Here is a 17,397-nt window from a genome sequence, read left to right as displayed (position 1 = left end):
GAAAACCTCCAGTGTTATTAAAGCGGTTAATAGCTCGATAGTGATAATCGGCATTGATTAACGTCTGCGTATTTGAAGTGCGTTAATCGATGCTGATTTAGCTATAGCTAAAACTGTGCCAAAAATAAAAATCCTTTTAATTCATAACCTTAAAAGTTACTGCGACATATTGGTTCATAGATTTGCACCATTATGGATCGCTGTTGTGTCAAATTGGTGCAAGAATTAAGTTTTGCACCAATTTGATACAACAAGCCCATATATTCAGCATGGTTTTTGGTGAGCTGTCAATAACATACCGCGACAGAGTAAAAAATTATCTCTGCACCCTATTTTACAACCCCATTTTTGCAAACCTATTTTTGCGAATAAGTCGTGAGCGTAATCAAAGCGACACTATTGATACCTTAAATGAACAAAGTAAGGAAAATTTACTATAAACAGGCTATGTTTAGGCAAGATTTCAACGAAGAAGATCACAACTCTCGTAATTTCTGTTATATTGCGGGCGTTTTTTTAATCGAGTCAGCGGCGATAGTGCGGCGACTCTTGACTGAGTGAAAGAAATCCATGTCAACTCCACAGATTGATAAGTTAAGAAACATAGCGATTATCGCGCACGTTGACCACGGTAAAACTACCCTAGTTGACAAGCTACTTCAGCAATCCGGGACGTTAGAGTCTCGCGGTGAAACTGAAGAACGCGTGATGGACTCGAATGATATTGAAAAAGAGCGTGGTATTACCATTCTTGCAAAAAACACGGCGATCAACTGGAACGATCACCACATCAATATCGTAGATACTCCGGGACACGCGGACTTCGGTGGTGAAGTAGAACGCATCATGTCGATGGTAGACTCTGTACTGCTTATCGTTGACGCTGTTGACGGTCCTATGCCACAAACTCGTTTTGTAACGCAAAAAGCGTTTGCACACGGTCTGAAGCCAATTGTTGTTATCAACAAAATTGACCGTCCAGGCGCACGTCCTGATTGGGTTATGGACCAAGTATTCGACCTATTCGATAACCTAGGTGCAACTGACGAACAGTTGGACTTCCAAGTGGTTTACGCATCAGCACTTAACGGTTGGGCAACACTTGAAGAAGGCGAAATTGGCGAGAACATGGAACCTCTGTTCCAAGCAATCGTTGACAATGTTGCTGCACCAGATGTTGACCTTGATGGTCCATTGCAGATGCAAATCTCTCAGCTAGACTACAGCTCTTACGTTGGCGTTATTGGTGTAGGTCGCGTAACACGCGGTACTGCGAAACCAAACCAACAAGTGACAGTCGTCGGCGCAGATGGCAAGACTCGTAACGGTAAAGTAGGCACAGTACTGGGTTACCTTGGTCTTGAGCGTCACGAAGTTGAGCAAGCGAACGCGGGCGACATCATTGCGATCACGGGTCTGGGCGAACTTAAAATCTCAGATACGATTTGTGCGCAAAACCAAGTAGAAGCACTACCAGCACTGTCGGTTGACGAACCAACCGTTACCATGACGTTCCAAGTAAACACGTCGCCTTTCGCTGGTAAAGAGGGTAAGTTCGTGACGTCACGTAACATCCTTGAGCGCCTTGAGAAAGAACTGGTACACAACGTTGCATTGCGCGTAGAGCAGAGTGATGATCCAGACAAATTCCGTGTTTCTGGTCGTGGTGAGCTTCACCTTTCTATCCTGATTGAAAACATGCGTCGTGAAGGCTTCGAGCTAGCGGTATCTCGTCCAGAAGTTATCATCAAAGAAGAAGATGGTCAGCTGATGGAACCGTTTGAAACCGTAACGATTGATGTTCTTGAAGAACATCAAGGCGGCATCATGGAGAAAATCGGTCTACGTAAAGGTGAGCTGAAAGACATGGCACCAGACGGCAAAGGTCGTGTGCGTATGGACTTCAATATGCCTTCTCGTGGCTTGATCGGTTTCCAAACTGAATTTTTGACGCTAACTTCGGGTTCAGGTCTGCTTTACCATACGTTTGATCACTACGGTCCACACAAGGGCGGTACCATTGGTCAACGTAACAACGGCGTATTGATTGCAAACGCAGCGGGTAAAGCACTGACTAACGCACTGTTTAACCTACAAGAGCGTGGTCGCCTATTTATCGGTCACGGTGTTGATGTTTACGAAGGTATGATCATCGGTATTCATAGCCGTGATAACGACCTAACCGTTAACGCACTGAAAGGTAAGCAGCTAACCAACGTTCGTGCATCTGGTACTGATGAAGCTCAGGTTCTAACGCCGCCAATCAAGCACACGCTTGAGCAAGCGCTAGAGTTTATCGATGAAGATGAACTAGTAGAAGTGACGCCAGAAAGCATTCGTCTTCGTAAGAAGTTTCTTTCTGAGAGCGATCGTAAGCGCGCAAGCCGCGTAGCGAAGTCTTAATTGGACTGCTTATTATGAAAAAAACCAGCTTCGGCTGGTTTTTTTGTGCTTGCTGTAATGTCGCAGTGATGGTTATTAAAAGTGATGGTTATTAGTGATGGTTATTAAAGCAGTCGCTTCAACACTCGATCCGCTTTAACGCGAGTAATTTTGCGAATCAATTTCTGTGCAGGCACTGGGTAGTGCTCTACTTTCTCGAACTGCTTATAAGTGCAGATAAGCTGAGTATGCTCAAGAATATTGGCTACTTCTTGTTCAAACTTCTCAACTAAATGTCCATGTGGATCGCGAATTAACAGTGCGTTCTCTAAGTCCAAAGTCCATGCTCTTGGATTGAGATTATTGCCCGTGATCAGCATATTGGTCTTATCCACCCAAATACCCTTGAGGTGGAAACTGTTATCGTCGTGCTTCCAGAGTTTGATACTCAAGCGACGACTAGCAATGTGCGCTTCATTCGACTTGGCAAAACGGCGCAAGTTGAGTTCGTACATATAAGGCAGACCGCCAATGGTTTTAAACTCTTCTTCTGGCGAGATATAAAAGTCATTCGCCGTTTTATCGCCCACCACGATGCTGACTTTGACGCCACGTTTTAGTGCGCGTTTAATCTGTTTAGCCACCGATTTTGGGAAGTTAAAATAGGGGGTGCAGATAAATATTTCATTCTTGGCTCTTGCCAACAGTTGGTTTACGGCATGATTGAGTCTATTACGACGCTTACCAATACCGACCAGAGGAGTGACCGCCACTTGATCCGCGTTCAATCGCTCAGGCGTGAATTGATATTGTGCCTGTGATAGTGAGCCACGGAGTTGACGAATATCCGACTTGATCTGCTTAGTGGTGGGTTTTTCGCTCAGAGACAGGTCGTTGACAGCAGGGTTGGCAATCATCTCTTGGTTGATGAATTGCACCATGGAATCAGCAAGAGACGGATTTCCCAGAACATGGTAGCGATCAAAGCGATAGCGATCTTTATAGTTGAGATAGATATTGTTCAAGCTAGCGCCGCTGTATATTACGGTATCATCGACCACAAAGCCTTTTAGGTGAAGTACGCCAAAGACTTCTCGACCACGCACAGGAACCCCAAAGACGGGAACCCCATGCTGATGGTTTTGGCGATACTCACGATACATCACAGCATTACCGTCAGATTGGTCAGCACCAATCAGACCGCGTTGGGCGCGATGCCAGTCAACGCAGACCTTGATATCTAAGTCAGGATTGTTTTGCTTGGCGTTGTATAATTCAGACAGGACAGCGCGTCCCGCTTCATCATCTTCGAGATACAATGCAACTAGGTAGATTCTAGATTTTGCTTCACGAATCGCTTGAATCAAGTACTCACGGTATTCACTGGCTGATGCAAGAACATGAAATTTATTCGGATCTTGCGCAAGTGAAGGGAGTTGTTCAAAAGAGTTCCTAAGAGCCATCATGATGAAAGAGATTACCTTTATATCGTTGCAAAATTGCCAACACACGATTTTATCAAACTTTGATGACAGTTGGATAGTAAACAGTTTATAAGTTTAATCGCGATCATGATATCGCATTGCGACAAGCGCTTTACCACTGCCGGTATAGCGACTGAATAATTGTTTCAAAGTATTGGGGAGCGCTTCAGTATCAATGTGTTGAAAACCATGTTGATTGTAAAAGCCCTCTAAATGAGCAAGGGCGAAGCAGTAATCATTGTCGGTCAACTCATTCTGTTTTAGATGCTGCATCAGTTGATGAGCAATCCCTAGACCACGGCATGCTGGAATTACTAACATACCCGTCATCAAACGTTGTTGCTCAACGGTTTTCAGCCTTACGACGGCGACCGTTTGGCTCTCTTGTGTCGCGATAATAATACGCTCGTCGGATTTGGGCTTACCCGCTGGGTAATGAGACTTATAGATCTTTTTCACTAGCGGTATTTTTACCGGGTCAAGAACACTGAACTTGAAGCTAGTCATAGCCAACTCTGGTTGCTAGAGGATAGAATGGCGCAAGTTTAAATCATCAAAGAACGCTCATGCAAATTCAACACAATGCACAATTGTCTCACTTCCATACCTTTGGTATTGCTCAAACCTGTGCCGTCTTAGCCAAAGCCCAAACCATTGACGATTTGATTGCTCTTTACCGAGATGAGCAGTGGCAGGCAATGGAAAAGCTGATGTTAGGTAAGGGCAGCAATATGCTGTTTACTCAACCGTATCAAGGATTAGTTGTAGTGAATCAATTGATGGGGCGTGAACATCGACAAGATAGTGAGTATCACTATTTGCACGTGAGCGGTGGTGAGGATTGGCCTGAACTGGTTGAGTGGGCGACGAAAGCAGGCTTTTCTGGATTGGAAAATCTGGCTCTAATTCCCGGTTGTACCGGTAGCGCTCCGATCCAAAACATTGGCGCATACGGGGTAGAATTCAAAGATATCTGTGAGTATGTGGATTACCTCTGCTTAGAAAGCTTCGAGGTGAAGCGTCTGACTCAAGTGGAATGTCAGTTTGGCTATCGTGACTCTATTTTTAAACACCAACTGAAAGACAGAGCCATTATTACTGCGGTAGGTATTAAACTGGCAAAACAGTGGCAACCTAATCTCAACTATGGACCGCTGCAGCAATTAGATGAGCAAACCGTAACTGCCCAGCAAATCTTCGACATTGTTGTCGATGTTCGTCAACAGAAATTGCCCGATCCCGAAGTGACCGGCAATGCGGGCAGCTTTTTTAAAAACCCCGTGATCTCTCAGCAACAGTATCAACAACTCAATCAGTTGTTCCCCAATTTAGTAGCTTACCCTGCGGGTGAGCAGATGAAACTCGCTGCGGGCTGGTTGATCGATCAGTGTGGACTTAAGGGCTATACGTTAGGCGGCGCTATGGTGCATCCAAACCAAGCTTTAGTGTTGGTGAATGCGAAACAAGCAACGGCACAAGATGTGGTTGCTTTAGCAGCCTATGTTAGAGATCGAGTGCTGGAGAAATTTAACGTAGAACTGGAACATGAAGTTCGCTTTATGGGTGCGTTGAATGAGGTGTATTTAAGGGATTTGGTATGAAAGAGCGATTTGTTATGAAAGAGCATAACACCAAGTTGGCGATACTGTCTCTATTAGCACAAGGCGGCTTTCATTCCGGTGAGCGACTGGGAGAACACTTGGGCATATCTCGAGCTGCCGTCAGTAAGCATATAAAAGGCATCCAAGAGTGGGGCGTTGATATTTTTCGCGTCCAAGGCAAAGGCTATCAATTGGCAACACCGATAGAACTGCTCGACCCTAAGCAACTGGAACAAAACCTAGTGGTGCCTTTCGAATTGATCCCAATTATTGACTCGACCAACCAATATTTGATTGAGAAGCAAGACACCTTGCCGTCTGGAGCGGTATGCCTAGCGGAATATCAAGCGGCAGGACGAGGAAGGAGAGGGCGTCAGTGGGTTTCTCCATTTGCAAGCAACCTTTATTTGTCGATGTATTGGCGTCTCGACGCCGGTATGGCTGCTGCGATGGGGCTGAGCTTAGTCGTGGGTGTTGCTATCGTTGAATCTCTGGAGCAGCAGGGGATCCATGATGTAAAACTCAAGTGGCCAAATGACCTCTATTATAAAGATAAAAAGCTAGCTGGCATTTTGGTTGAAATGTCAGGGCAAGCAGGTGGAGCTGCAAACTTAGTCATAGGGATGGGAATGAACCTGATGATGAGTGGTGAAGTCTCCGCTATTGATCAGCCTTGGACTTCATTAGCCGAGGCGAGCGATCAACCTTTGCAGCGAAATCAGTTGGCAGCTTCGTTTGCTAATGCTTGGTATAGCGCCTTGAAGCAGTATGAATTTCAGGGGATGCAAGGATTTGTGGAGCGCTGGAATCAATACGACAACTTCTTAAATCGCGAGGTGAAGCTGATTATGGCTAACCGCGAGATAAAAGGGATCGCCAGAGGAATTGATGCCAGTGGCGCTATTCTTCTGGAAACCGATGAAGGCATCACGCCCTATATCGGAGGTGAGATCTCATTGCGAGGTGACGACCGCTAACCAGCGTCAATGCGTGAGTTAATGAGTGTGTGAGTCAGAGCGCTGGCAGCATCATGCTACTGCTTACGCAAATAGATTTTCTCGACACTATGATTCATGCCTTTTTGCAAAATCAGATGTGCGCGCTCTTTAGTGGGAAGAATATTGTTTTCAAGGTTGATGCCATTGATAGAAGTCCAGATGTTTTTGGCTTTCTTAATGGCTTCTTGCTCATGCAGTTGGGTGTAATGACTGAAGTAGGAGCCCGGCTTGGTAAAAGCACCTTGACGGAACTTCATAAAGCGATCCACATACCAATGCTCAATCAACTCACTCGGAGCATCCACATAGAGTGAGAAATCAAGGAAGTCAGAAATAAACACCCGATGCGGATCGTGTGGATAATCCATTCCTGACTGCAATACATTGAGCCCTTCAATAATTAAGACATCGGGTCTGTCGACTACTTTCTGCTCGTCGGTAATATCATAAGTGATATGGGAATAGACAGGGGCGACGACATCGCGCTTGCCTGATTTAACATCAGACACAAATTGAACCAGGCGGCGAATATCATAAGACTCTGGAAAGCCTTTGCGAGCCATCATACCTTTCTCGTCCAAGACTTTATTGGGGTATAAGAAACCGTCAGTGGTAATTAACTCCACTTTTGGATGGTTCTCCCAGCGTCTAAGCAGCGCTGTTAATAAGCGAGCCGTTGTCGATTTACCGACTGCCACACTACCGGCAATGCCAATAACGAAAGGTGGAGGGGTTTGCGTGGTTTTACCCAAGAACTCACTCAGCACGGAATTACGGCGCTGCCTTGCAGCAACGTAAAGGTTGAGTAAACGCGATAGAGGTAGGTAGATCTCCATCGCTTCTTGCATCGTCAGGTTTTCATTAATACCTTGCAATTCGATGAGATCATCCTGTGTCAAAGTCATCGGCACAGCGTTACGCAGCTTAGCCCACTGTTCACGACTGAAGGAAATGAAAGGACTCATGATTAATCCATCTAATGTTGTTTAATGAAGAGTGCTGAACATACCCTAACAAGACGAGAAATCAAAGAATTCCGACAACATACACCGTGCTCAGCCTAGAAATTTGAACAAAAAAACATCAAATAACTCGAAACTGGCAAAAAAGCGTTTTTTTTTTGATATAACGGTTGCATCACTTTAATGGATTCAATAAAATGCGCCCCACTTGTGCCGACTTAGCTCAGTAGGTAGAGCAACTGACTTGTAATCAGTAGGTCACCAGTTCGATTCCGGTAGTCGGCACCACTTTCACTTTGCCTAGGGCAATGATGACGAAAGTGGCAAGTAATTTGGAGGGGTTCCCGAGTGGCCAAAGGGATCAGACTGTAAATCTGACGGCACTGCCTTCGATGGTTCGAATCCGTCCCCCTCCACCATATTCTTAAGGAAATAGCTCTCTGAGTTACGTGTTGCGGGCATCGTATAATGGCTATTACCTCAGCCTTCCAAGCTGATGATGCGGGTTCGATTCCCGCTGCCCGCTCCAACTCTTTTAGAGTGCTGATATAGCTCAGGTGGTAGAGCGCATCCTTGGTAAGGATGAGGTCGGCAGTTCGAGTCTGCCTATCAGCACCAGCTTTCTAAGCAATTATTTCCTTTTGATACTTTCTTTTGGCTAAACTATGTTTAGTGCTTAAGAGAAGGTTTATTACCAATATTTTTTGGTTGCGTGGTCCACAAAGCCACCTAAATCCGTACCTAGAGGGACAACTCATGTCTAAAGAAAAATTTGAACGTACGAAACCGCACGTAAACGTTGGTACTATCGGCCACGTTGACCACGGTAAAACAACTCTTACTGCTGCAATCTGTACTACACTTGCAAAAGTTTACGGCGGTGTAGCGAAAGACTTCGCATCTATCGATAACGCTCCAGAAGAGCGTGAGCGCGGTATCACAATCGCAACTTCTCACGTTGAGTACGATACTCCAGCTCGTCACTACGCACACGTAGACTGCCCAGGACACGCGGATTATGTTAAAAACATGATCACTGGTGCTGCGCAAATGGACGGTGGTATCCTAGTTGTTGCTGCAACTGACGGTCCAATGCCTCAGACTCGTGAGCACATCCTACTTGGCCGTCAGGTTGGTATCCCATACATCATCGTGTTCATGAACAAATGTGACATGGTTGATGATGAAGAGCTTCTAGAGCTAGTAGAAATGGAAGTTCGTGAACTTCTATCTGAGTACGATTTCCCAGGTGATGACCTACCAGTTATCCAAGGTTCTGCACTAGGCGCTCTAAACGGCGAAGAGCAGTGGGAAGCGAAAATTGTTGAACTTGCTGAAGCACTAGACAGCTACATCCCAGAGCCAGAGCGTGCAGTAGACCTACCGTTCCTACTACCAATCGAAGACGTATTCTCGATCCAAGGTCGTGGTACAGTTGTAACTGGTCGTATCGAGCGCGGTATCCTACGTGTAGGTGACGAAGTAGAAATCGTTGGTATCAAAGAGACGACTACAACGACTTGTACTGGTGTTGAAATGTTCCGTAAGCTTCTTGACGAAGGTCGTGCAGGTGAGAACGTTGGTGCACTTCTACGTGGTACTAAGCGTGATGACGTTGAACGTGGTCAAGTTCTAGCGGCACCGGGTTCAATCAACCCACACACTAAGTTCGAATCAGAAGTATACGTACTGTCTAAAGATGAAGGTGGTCGTCACACTCCATTCTTCAAAGGCTACCGTCCACAGTTCTACTTCCGTACAACTGACGTAACTGGTGATATCTCTCTACCAGAAGGCGTAGAAATGGTAATGCCAGGCGACAACATCCAAATGCAAGTTGAGCTAATCGCTCCAATCGCAATGGATGAAGGCCTACGTTTCGCTATCCGTGAAGGTGGCCGTACAGTAGGTGCTGGTGTTGTTGCTAAGATCTTCGACTAATTCTTAGAATTGTCGCAAGCTCAGGTAAAATCTTTGAATAAGATTTGACTAAGCACTAGCAAAAAGGGCATCATTTGATGCCCTTTTTATGCACTACTCTTTTGGGTTGTGCATTATTCGCTCACAGGGCGGGTAAATAAAGGATTATAAAGGCTGAGAGTTTTTAATTCTGAGTCTTCACGTATCGAGGTTCGACTCAAATGAAACCTTGGTACAGAGTAGGAATAAGCCCTGCAACAGCGGGGTTGTTGTCGTCTAATAGTTAGACTTGTCACAGGTTGGTTTTATGAAAGCAAATGCTGAAACTCCTGATAGCTCAAATGCAGCAGATGTAATGAAGTGGATTATCGCTTTTGTCCTGCTAGCCGTTGCTGTTGTGGGTAATTACCTGTATGGAGAATATTCTTTCGTTCTTCGAGCAGCAGGTGTGGTTGTATTAATTGCTGCAGCATTAGGTGTAGCTGCAACTACAATTAAAGGTAAGGCAGCGATTACCTTCGCACGTGAAGCACGTGTTGAAGTGCGCAAAGTGGTTTGGCCAACGCGTCAAGAAACGATGCAAACAACGCTAATTGTCCTTGCGGTAAGTATTATCATGGCGCTCGCGTTATGGGGTATCGACGGCATTATGGTTCGTCTTGTTGCTTTTGTAACCGGGTTATAGAGGGTTTTAATTCATGAGTGAAGCTCCTAAAAAACGCTGGTACGTTGTTCAAGCCTTCTCTGGTTTCGAAGGACGTGTGGCTCAATCTCTTCGTGAACATATCAAAATGCATGGTATGGAAGAATACTTTGGTGATGTACTAGTACCGACTGAAGAAGTTGTGGAAATGCGTGCAGGCCAACGTCGTAAGAGTGAGCGTAAGTTCTTCCCAGGCTACGTTCTTGTTCAAATGATCATGAACGATGAATCTTGGCACTTAGTACGCAGTGTTCCGCGAGTAATGGGCTTCATTGGTGGTACCTCAGACCGCCCTGCACCTATCACAGACAAAGAAGCTGACGCTATCTTGAATCGTCTTGAGAAAGCGAGCGAAGCTCCTCGCCCAAGAACCATGTTTGAAGCTGGTGAAGTGGTACGTGTTAATGAAGGTCCATTTGCAGACTTTAACGGTACCGTTGAAGAAGTGGATTACGAGAAGAGCCGCATTAAAGTGTCTGTATCGATCTTTGGTCGTGCAACACCGGTTGAACTCGAGTTTGGTCAAGTTGAAAAACTAGACTAAACCACTCTTTTTAAAAGAGTATAAAAAATAGCCTTTTTAGGCTTGTATAAGGCGCGAATTATGCTTATAATTTCGCGCCTTTTTGCAGCAAGACTGCAGAAAGTTTTATCTAAACAACGGGGAGCTTTCCACTCGGACGGCGCTTGTACCCAAACTAGGAAATATCATGGCTAAGAAAGTTGAAGCTTATATCAAGCTGCAAGTTGCAGCGGGTATGGCAAACCCAAGTCCACCGGTTGGTCCTGCTCTAGGTCAACACGGTGTGAACATCATGGAATTCTGTAAAGCGTTCAACGCAAAAACAGATTCTGTTGAGAAAGGTCTACCGACTCCAGTTGTTATCACTGTATACAACGACCGTTCTTTCACATTTGTAACTAAGACTCCACCAGCTGCAGTTCTTCTTAAGAAAGCAGCAGGCGTTAAGTCTGGTTCTGGTCGTCCTAACACTGAAAAAGTGGGTACTGTGACTGACGCTCAAGTCCAAGAAATCGCAGAAACTAAAGCTGCAGATATGACTGGTGCTGACATTGAAGCGATGAAGCGTTCTATTGCGGGTACTGCTCGTTCAATGGGCCTAGTGGTAGAGGGTTAAGAACATGGCAAAACTTACTAAGCGTATGCGCGTAATTCGCGAAAAAGTTGACGTAACTAAAGAATACGAAATCAACGAAGCAGTTGCTCTTCTTAAAGAACTAGCAACAGCTAAATTCGTTGAGTCTGTTGACGTTGCAGTTAACCTAGGCATCGATGCTCGTAAATCTGACCAGAACGTACGTGGTGCAACTGTACTACCTCACGGTACTGGCCGCGACATCCGCGTTGCAGTGTTCACTCAAGGTGCAAACGCTGAAGCAGCTAAAGAAGCTGGCGCAGACATCGTAGGTATGGAAGATCTTGCTGAGCAAGTTAAGAAAGGCGAAATGAACTTTGACGTAGTTGTTGCTTCTCCAGATGCAATGCGCGTTGTTGGTCAACTAGGTACTATCCTAGGTCCTCGCGGTCTTATGCCAAACCCTAAAGTTGGTACTGTAACTCCTAACGTTGCTGAAGCGGTTAAGAACGCTAAAGCGGGTCAGGTTCGTTACCGTAACGACAAAAACGGCATCATTCACACTACCATTGGTAAGGTGTCTTTCGAAGCAAACCAACTACAAGAGAACCTAGAAGCTCTACTAGTTGCGCTTAAGAAAGCGAAGCCGTCTTCAGCGAAAGGTACTTTCCTGAAGAAAGTTAGCATCTCAACTACAATGGGTGCTGGCGTATCAGTAGATCAATCTACTCTAGATACTCAAGCTTAATTGCTTGCATAGGCGCAAAATTTCAGTATAATTTTGCGCCTATCAATTTGTGGTTGGGGCTGAAATTCCTTTGGAAATTTAGCCTCCGTCCAAGACCGTAGGCGTTCTGAAAAGAACTTAATCATACCTACGTAGATGGTGCCAGACTGAAAGAAAGTTGAGCGTAATGTTTATCTTTCTTCTGGAAAAAGCACCGTATGAACTCCCAAAATCGTGAAGATTTCGGGTGGTGTAAAAACAACCAGGAGTAAATCCAAGATGGCTTTAAACCTTCAAGACAAAAAAGCAATTGTTGCTGAAGTCAACGAAGCAGCCAGTGGTGCACTTTCTGCAGTTGTAGCTGATTCTCGTGGCGTTGAAGTAGGCGCGATGACTTCTCTACGTAAACAAGCGCGTGAAGCGGGTGTTTACATGAGAGTTGTTCGTAACACTCTAGCACGCCGTGCAGTAGAAGGTACTGAGTATGAGTGTCTAACAGACACTTTCACTGGTCCAACTCTACTTGCATTCTCTAACGAGCACCCAGGTGCTGCAGCGCGTCTTTTCAAAGACTTCGCTAAAGAGAACAAAGATTTCGAGATCAAAGCTGCTGCATTTGAAGGCGCGGTTACTGATGCTGACGTACTAGCGACACTACCAACTTACGACGAAGCAATTGCACGCCTAATGATGTGCATGAAAGAAGCTTCTGCAGGCAAGCTGGTACGTACTATCGCTGCACTACGCGACCAGAAGCAAGAAGAAGCTGCTTAATCAGCTTGCTTTTTACTGGTTGCAAAATAAACTTATTGTTGACTTAAAAGAGAATTGTTATGTCTATTACTAACGAGCAAATCCTAGACGCAGTTGCAGAAATGTCTGTAATGCAAGTTGTTGAGCTTATCGAAGCTATGGAAGAGAAATTCGGCGTATCTGCAGCAGCTGCTGTAGTTGCTGGCGGTGCTGCAGCTGGCGAAGCTGCTGCTGAGCAAACTGAATTCGACGTAATCCTAACTGCTGCTGGCGGTAACAAAGTTGCTGTTATCAAAGCGGTACGTGGCGCAACAGGTCTAGGCCTTAAAGAAGCTAAAGGTCTTGTAGACTCAGCTCCAGCACCTCTAAAAGAAGGCGTTGACAAAGCTGAAGCTGAAGCTCTTAAAGCTCAGCTAGAAGAAGCTGGTGCTTCTGTTGAAGTTAAGTAATTTATACTTAATTTCTTAGCCTAACAGGCTAATGGCTGGTGGTTTATTGACCACCGGCCTTTTTGCGCTGTAGGGCGTAGGTGAATTTTCCTGCTGTTTAAGCACCTGCGTATCCATGCAAAAAACGTTGCTCTTTGCTTGAGTTAACGTCACTACAGTAAACAGTTGTTAGTCACTGTCTAATCACCCGCCTTAAGTAACTAGGTTGGGCAGACAGTTTGGGTCACTTATCAGCGAGCTGAGGAACCCCATGGTTTACTCTTATACCGAGAAAAAGCGCATCCGTAAGGACTTTGGTACTCGTCCACAAGTGTTGGACATTCCATACCTGCTATCGATCCAGCTTGATTCTTTCGACAAATTCATCGAACAGGATCCGGAAGGGCAATATGGACTTGAAGCTGCTTTTCGTTCTGTATTCCCGATTCAGAGCTATAACGGCAATTCTGAGCTGCAATACGTTAGCTACCGTCTTGGTGAGCCTGTATTTGATGTTAAAGAATGTCAAATCCGCGGCGTCACTTACTCGAAACCACTACGCGTAAAACTACGCTTAGTTATTTTCGATAAAGACGCACCAGCAGGTACTGTAAAAGACATTAAAGAACAAGAAGTCTACATGGGCGAAATTCCGCTTATGACAGACAATGGTACCTTCGTTATCAATGGTACCGAGAGGGTTATCGTATCCCAGCTGCACCGAAGCCCAGGCGTGTTCTTCGACAGCGATAAGGGTAAGACCCACTCATCAGGTAAAGTTCTTTATAACGCACGTGTTATTCCTTACCGTGGTTCATGGCTCGATTTCGAGTTTGACCCGAAAGATAACCTGTACGTTCGTATCGACCGTCGTCGTAAGCTACCAGCATCGATCATTCTTCGTGCATTAGGCAAAACTTCAGAAGAGATCCTAGACGTCTTCTTCGAGAAAGTTAACTTCGAAGTGAAAGACCAAACTCTACTTATGGAGTTGGTTCCTGAGCGCCTACGTGGTGAGACGGCTTCATTCGATATTGAAGCAAACGGCACGACTTATGTAGAAACTGGTCGTCGCGTAACTGCGCGTCACATCCGTCAACTAGAAAAAGACGGTGTGGAATTCATTGAAGTACCTGTTGAGTACATCGTAGGTAAAGTCTCATCGAAAGACTACGTCAATGAAGACACAGGCGAGATCGTTATCGGTGCAAACCAAGAGATCAGCCTAGAAGGCTTAGCTAACCTATCTCAAGCAGGTCACAAGCAGCTTGAAGTGCTATTCACAAACGACCTAGACCACGGTCCGTTTATGTCAGATACACTACGTATCGATAGCACAGTAGATCGCATCTCTGCATTGGTAGAAATCTACCGCATGATGCGCCCTGGCGAGCCACCAACAAAAGAAGCTGCAGAAGCGCTATTTGAAAGCTTATTCTTCGCTGAAGAGCGTTATGACCTATCGACTGTTGGTCGTATGAAGTTTAACAGCTCTATCGGTCGTGAAGACGCTGGCGAACAAGGTACGCTAGACGAGACCGATATCGTTGAAGTGATGAAGAAGCTGATCGCGATCCGTAACGGTATTGGTGAAGTTGATGATATCGACCACCTTGGTAACCGTCGTATCCGTAGTGTTGGCGAAATGGCAGAAAACCAATTCCGTGTTGGTTTAGTACGTGTTGAACGTGCGGTTAAAGAACGCCTAAGCCTTGGTGATCTTGACGCTATCATGCCTCAAGACCTAATCAACGCTAAGCCGATTTCTGCTGCAGTTAAAGAATTCTTCGGTTCTTCACAGCTGTCTCAGTTTATGGACCAGAACAACCCACTATCAGAAGTCACGCACAAGCGTCGTATCTCTGCATTGGGTCCTGGTGGTCTAACTCGTGAGCGTGCTGGCTTTGAAGTACGTGACGTACACGTAACGCACTACGGTCGTCTATGTCCTATCGAAACGCCTGAAGGTCCGAACATCGGTCTAATTAACTCGCTATCTGCGTTTGCACGTTGTAACGAGTACGGTTTCCTAGAAACTCCGTACCGTCGTGTCGTCGATGGTGTAGTGACAGACGAAGTGGATTACCTATCTGCAATCGAAGAAGGTCAATTCGTTATCGCACAGGCTAACGCTGCGTTAACGGAAGAAAGCACTTTTGCAGACGAGCTAATCACTGCACGTCAAAAAGGTGAATCTGGTCTTCACCCACGCGACCATGTTAACTACATGGACGTTGCAACAAACCAAGTAGTATCTATCGCTGCGTCGCTTATCCCGTTCCTAGAACACGATGATGCGAACCGTGCATTGATGGGTGCGAACATGCAACGTCAGGCTGTTCCAACACTTAAGGCAGATAAGCCTCTTGTTGGTACGGGTATCGAACGCAACGTAGCCGTTGACTCTGGTGTAACAGCAGTCGCTAAACGTGGCGGTACCGTTCAGTCTGTAGATGCTTCTCGTATCGTTATTAAAGTTAACGAAGATGAGCTGATCCCTGGCGAAGCCGGTATCGACATCTACAACCTGACTAAGTACACGCGTTCAAACCAGAACACTTGTATTAACCAGCGCCCAACCGTACTACCTGGTGAACCAGTAGCACGTGGTGATGTTCTTGCTGACGGTCCTTCAACCGACCTTGGTGAGCTAGCGCTTGGTCAAAACATGCGTATCGCGTTCATGCCTTGGAACGGTTATAACTTCGAAGACTCGATCTTAGTATCTGAGCGCGTAGTTCAAGAAGACCGCTTCACGACGATCCACATTCAAGAGCTTTCTTGTGTGGCACGTGATACTAAGCTGGGCTCTGAAGAGATCACAGCGGATATTCCAAACGTAGGTGAGTCTGCTCTGTCTAAACTAGACGAGTCAGGTATCGTTTACATCGGTGCTGAAGTTAAGGGTGGCGACATCCTAGTTGGTAAAGTAACGCCTAAGGGTGAAACTCAGCTAACGCCTGAAGAGAAGCTACTACGTGCTATCTTCGGTGAAAAAGCATCGGATGTTAAAGATACTTCACTGCGTGTACCTAACTCTGTTTCAGGTACCATCATTGACGTTCAAGTCTTCACTCGCGATGGCGTAGAGAAAGACAAGCGTGCTCTAGAAATCGAGCAGATGCAGCTTAAAGAGGCGAAGAAAGACCTTACCGAGGAGTTCCAAATCCTTGAAGGTGGTCTTCTAAACCGTGTTAGAGCTGTACTTCTACAAGGTGGTTACTCTGACGCTAAGCTTGATGGTGTTGACCGTAAGCAATGGCTAGAACTGACTCTTGAAGATGACGCACTGCAAACTCAGCTTGAGCAACTTGCAGAGCAGTATGACGAGCTAAGAGCAGACTTCGATAAGAAGTTTGAAACTAAGCGTCGTAAGATCACTCAAGGCGATGACCTAGCACCTGGCGTTCTGAAGATTGTTAAGGTTTACCTAGCGGTTAAACGTCGTATCCAGCCTGGTGATAAGATGGCAGGTCGTCACGGTAACAAGGGTGTAATCTCTAAGATCAACCCTGTAGAAGACATGCCTTACGATGAGAAAGGTCAGCCTGTAGACATCGTACTTAACCCACTGGGTGTACCATCGCGTATGAACATCGGTCAGATCCTTGAGGTTCACTTAGGTCTGGCAGCGAAAGGTATCGGTGACAAGATCAACGAGATGGTGAAACAGCAGCAAGAGCTAGCGAAATTCCGCGAATTCCTGCAGAAAGTTTACGATCTTGGTGGCACTCGTCAGAACGTTGACATTGCGTCACTGTCTGATGACGAAGTACGCACACTGGTTAAAAACCTACGTGGCGGTCTACCGATTGCGACACCTGTCTTTGACGGTGCATCAGAGAAGTCAATTAAAGAGCTTCTAAAACTGGGTGACCTACCAGAATCTGGTCAGCTAACTCTGTTTGATGGTCGCACGGGTGATGCGTTTGAGCGTCCTGTAACTGTTGGTTACATGTACATGCTGAAACTAAACCACCTTGTTGATGACAAGATGCACGCTCGTTCAACGGGTTCGTACAGCCTAGTAACTCAGCAACCACTTGGTGGTAAAGCTCAGTTCGGTGGTCAGCGTTTCGGTGAGATGGAAGTATGGGCACTAGAAGCATACGGTGCGGCTTACACTCTACAAGAAATGCTAACTGTTAAGTCAGATGACGTTAACGGTCGTACCAAGATGTATAAGAACATCGTTGACGGTAACCATAGCATGGAACCTGGCATGCCAGAGTCATTCAACGTACTGTTGAAAGAGATTCGCTCGCTAGGTATCAACATCGAGCTAGAAGACGAAGAGTAATCTCTTTCTCTCTCAACTTTACTGCACTGAATGCTTAGGGTT

At 45.7% G+C, this 17,397-nt stretch carries 14 protein-coding genes and 4 tRNA genes; 15 read left to right on the top strand and 3 right to left on the bottom strand.

The features are described from left to right. Positions 1 to 570 precede the first annotated feature (570 nt). Positions 571 to 2,403 (top strand): translational GTPase TypA, encoded by a 1,833-nt coding sequence (gene typA, locus L9Q39_RS12925; protein WP_237485436.1) that lies wholly within the window; start codon positions 571 to 573, stop codon positions 2,401 to 2,403. Positions 2,404 to 2,507: 104 nt separating this feature from the next. Here typA and pssA read toward each other — a convergent pair whose 3' ends face one another. Both pssA and L9Q39_RS12915 read right to left on the bottom strand, forming a co-directional pair. Continuing rightward, positions 2,508 to 3,848, bottom strand: a complete 1,341-nt coding sequence (pssA, locus tag L9Q39_RS12920) for a CDP-diacylglycerol--serine O-phosphatidyltransferase (protein ID WP_237485435.1) — start codon at positions 3,846 to 3,848, stop codon at positions 2,508 to 2,510. Positions 3,849 to 3,941: 93 nt separating this feature from the next. Continuing rightward, a complete protein-coding gene (locus L9Q39_RS12915) occupies positions 3,942 to 4,373 on the bottom strand; it encodes a GNAT family N-acetyltransferase (RefSeq protein WP_237485434.1) in 432 nt (143 codons plus the stop codon). A 59-nt stretch (positions 4,374 to 4,432) separates the two neighbouring features. Between L9Q39_RS12915 and murB the strand changes: the two genes are divergently transcribed. Together murB and birA are read left to right on the top strand one after the other, a co-directional pair. After that, positions 4,433 to 5,467, top strand: a complete 1,035-nt coding sequence (gene murB / locus L9Q39_RS12910; protein ID WP_237485433.1) for a UDP-N-acetylmuramate dehydrogenase — start codon at positions 4,433 to 4,435, stop codon at positions 5,465 to 5,467. 14 nt (positions 5,468 to 5,481) lie between these two features. Then, a complete protein-coding gene (birA, locus tag L9Q39_RS12905) occupies positions 5,482 to 6,444 on the top strand; it encodes a bifunctional biotin--[acetyl-CoA-carboxylase] ligase/biotin operon repressor BirA (RefSeq protein ID WP_237485581.1) in 963 nt (320 codons plus the stop codon). A gap of 56 nt (positions 6,445 to 6,500) precedes the next feature. Here birA and coaA read toward each other — a convergent pair whose 3' ends face one another. Continuing rightward, a complete protein-coding gene (coaA, locus tag L9Q39_RS12900) occupies positions 6,501 to 7,430 on the bottom strand; it encodes a type I pantothenate kinase (protein WP_237485432.1) in 930 nt (309 codons plus the stop codon). Positions 7,431 to 7,639: 209 nt separating this feature from the next. Here coaA and L9Q39_RS12895 point away from each other — a divergent pair. The 12 genes from L9Q39_RS12895 to rpoB all read left to right on the top strand — a co-directional run bounded on the left by L9Q39_RS12895 (position 7,640) and on the right by rpoB (position 17,355). Further along, positions 7,640 to 7,715, top strand: a tRNA-Thr gene (locus L9Q39_RS12895). 46 nt (positions 7,716 to 7,761) lie between these two features. Further along, positions 7,762 to 7,846: transfer RNA gene (locus tag L9Q39_RS12890), tRNA-Tyr, on the top strand. A gap of 35 nt (positions 7,847 to 7,881) precedes the next feature. Next, positions 7,882 to 7,956: transfer RNA gene (locus L9Q39_RS12885), tRNA-Gly, on the top strand. 13 nt (positions 7,957 to 7,969) lie between these two features. Next, positions 7,970 to 8,045: transfer RNA gene (locus L9Q39_RS12880), tRNA-Thr, on the top strand. Between the two features lie 138 nt (positions 8,046 to 8,183). After that, positions 8,184 to 9,368, top strand: coding sequence for an elongation factor Tu (gene tuf / locus L9Q39_RS12875; RefSeq protein WP_237485431.1), 1,185 nt, complete (start codon positions 8,184 to 8,186; stop codon positions 9,366 to 9,368). 286 nt (positions 9,369 to 9,654) lie between these two features. After that, entirely contained in the window at positions 9,655 to 10,032 is a 378-nt protein-coding gene (gene secE / locus L9Q39_RS12870) for a preprotein translocase subunit SecE (protein WP_237485430.1), read from the top strand. Between the two features lie 13 nt (positions 10,033 to 10,045). After that, the gene (gene nusG / locus L9Q39_RS12865) at positions 10,046 to 10,594 is read left to right on the top strand and encodes a transcription termination/antitermination protein NusG (RefSeq protein WP_237485429.1); all 549 of its coding nucleotides are present in this window, start codon (positions 10,046 to 10,048) and stop codon (positions 10,592 to 10,594) included. Between the two features lie 166 nt (positions 10,595 to 10,760). Continuing rightward, entirely contained in the window at positions 10,761 to 11,189 is a 429-nt protein-coding gene (rplK, locus tag L9Q39_RS12860; RefSeq protein WP_237485428.1) for a 50S ribosomal protein L11, read from the top strand. A gap of 4 nt (positions 11,190 to 11,193) precedes the next feature. Next, positions 11,194 to 11,895, top strand: a complete 702-nt coding sequence (gene rplA / locus L9Q39_RS12855; protein ID WP_237485427.1) for a 50S ribosomal protein L1 — start codon at positions 11,194 to 11,196, stop codon at positions 11,893 to 11,895. 258 nt (positions 11,896 to 12,153) lie between these two features. Continuing rightward, positions 12,154 to 12,648 carry a 50S ribosomal protein L10 gene (gene rplJ / locus L9Q39_RS12850; protein ID WP_237485426.1) on the top strand — a complete coding sequence of 165 codons (495 nt, stop codon included), beginning with the start codon at positions 12,154 to 12,156 and terminating at the stop codon, positions 12,646 to 12,648. Between the two features lie 59 nt (positions 12,649 to 12,707). Continuing rightward, on the top strand, positions 12,708 to 13,076 hold the full coding sequence (gene rplL, locus L9Q39_RS12845) for a 50S ribosomal protein L7/L12 (RefSeq protein WP_237485425.1): 369 nt from the start codon (positions 12,708 to 12,710) through the stop codon (positions 13,074 to 13,076). Between the two features lie 250 nt (positions 13,077 to 13,326). Then, entirely contained in the window at positions 13,327 to 17,355 is a 4,029-nt protein-coding gene (gene rpoB / locus L9Q39_RS12840; protein WP_237485424.1) for a DNA-directed RNA polymerase subunit beta, read from the top strand. Positions 17,356 to 17,397: the final 42 nt, after the last annotated feature.

This window comes from Vibrio hippocampi (genome assembly GCF_921292975.1).
GTDB lineage: Bacteria > Pseudomonadota > Gammaproteobacteria > Enterobacterales > Vibrionaceae > Vibrio > Vibrio hippocampi.
Note: the sequence above shows the minus strand (reverse complement) of the source record. Positions and strands in the feature narration are given on the sequence as shown.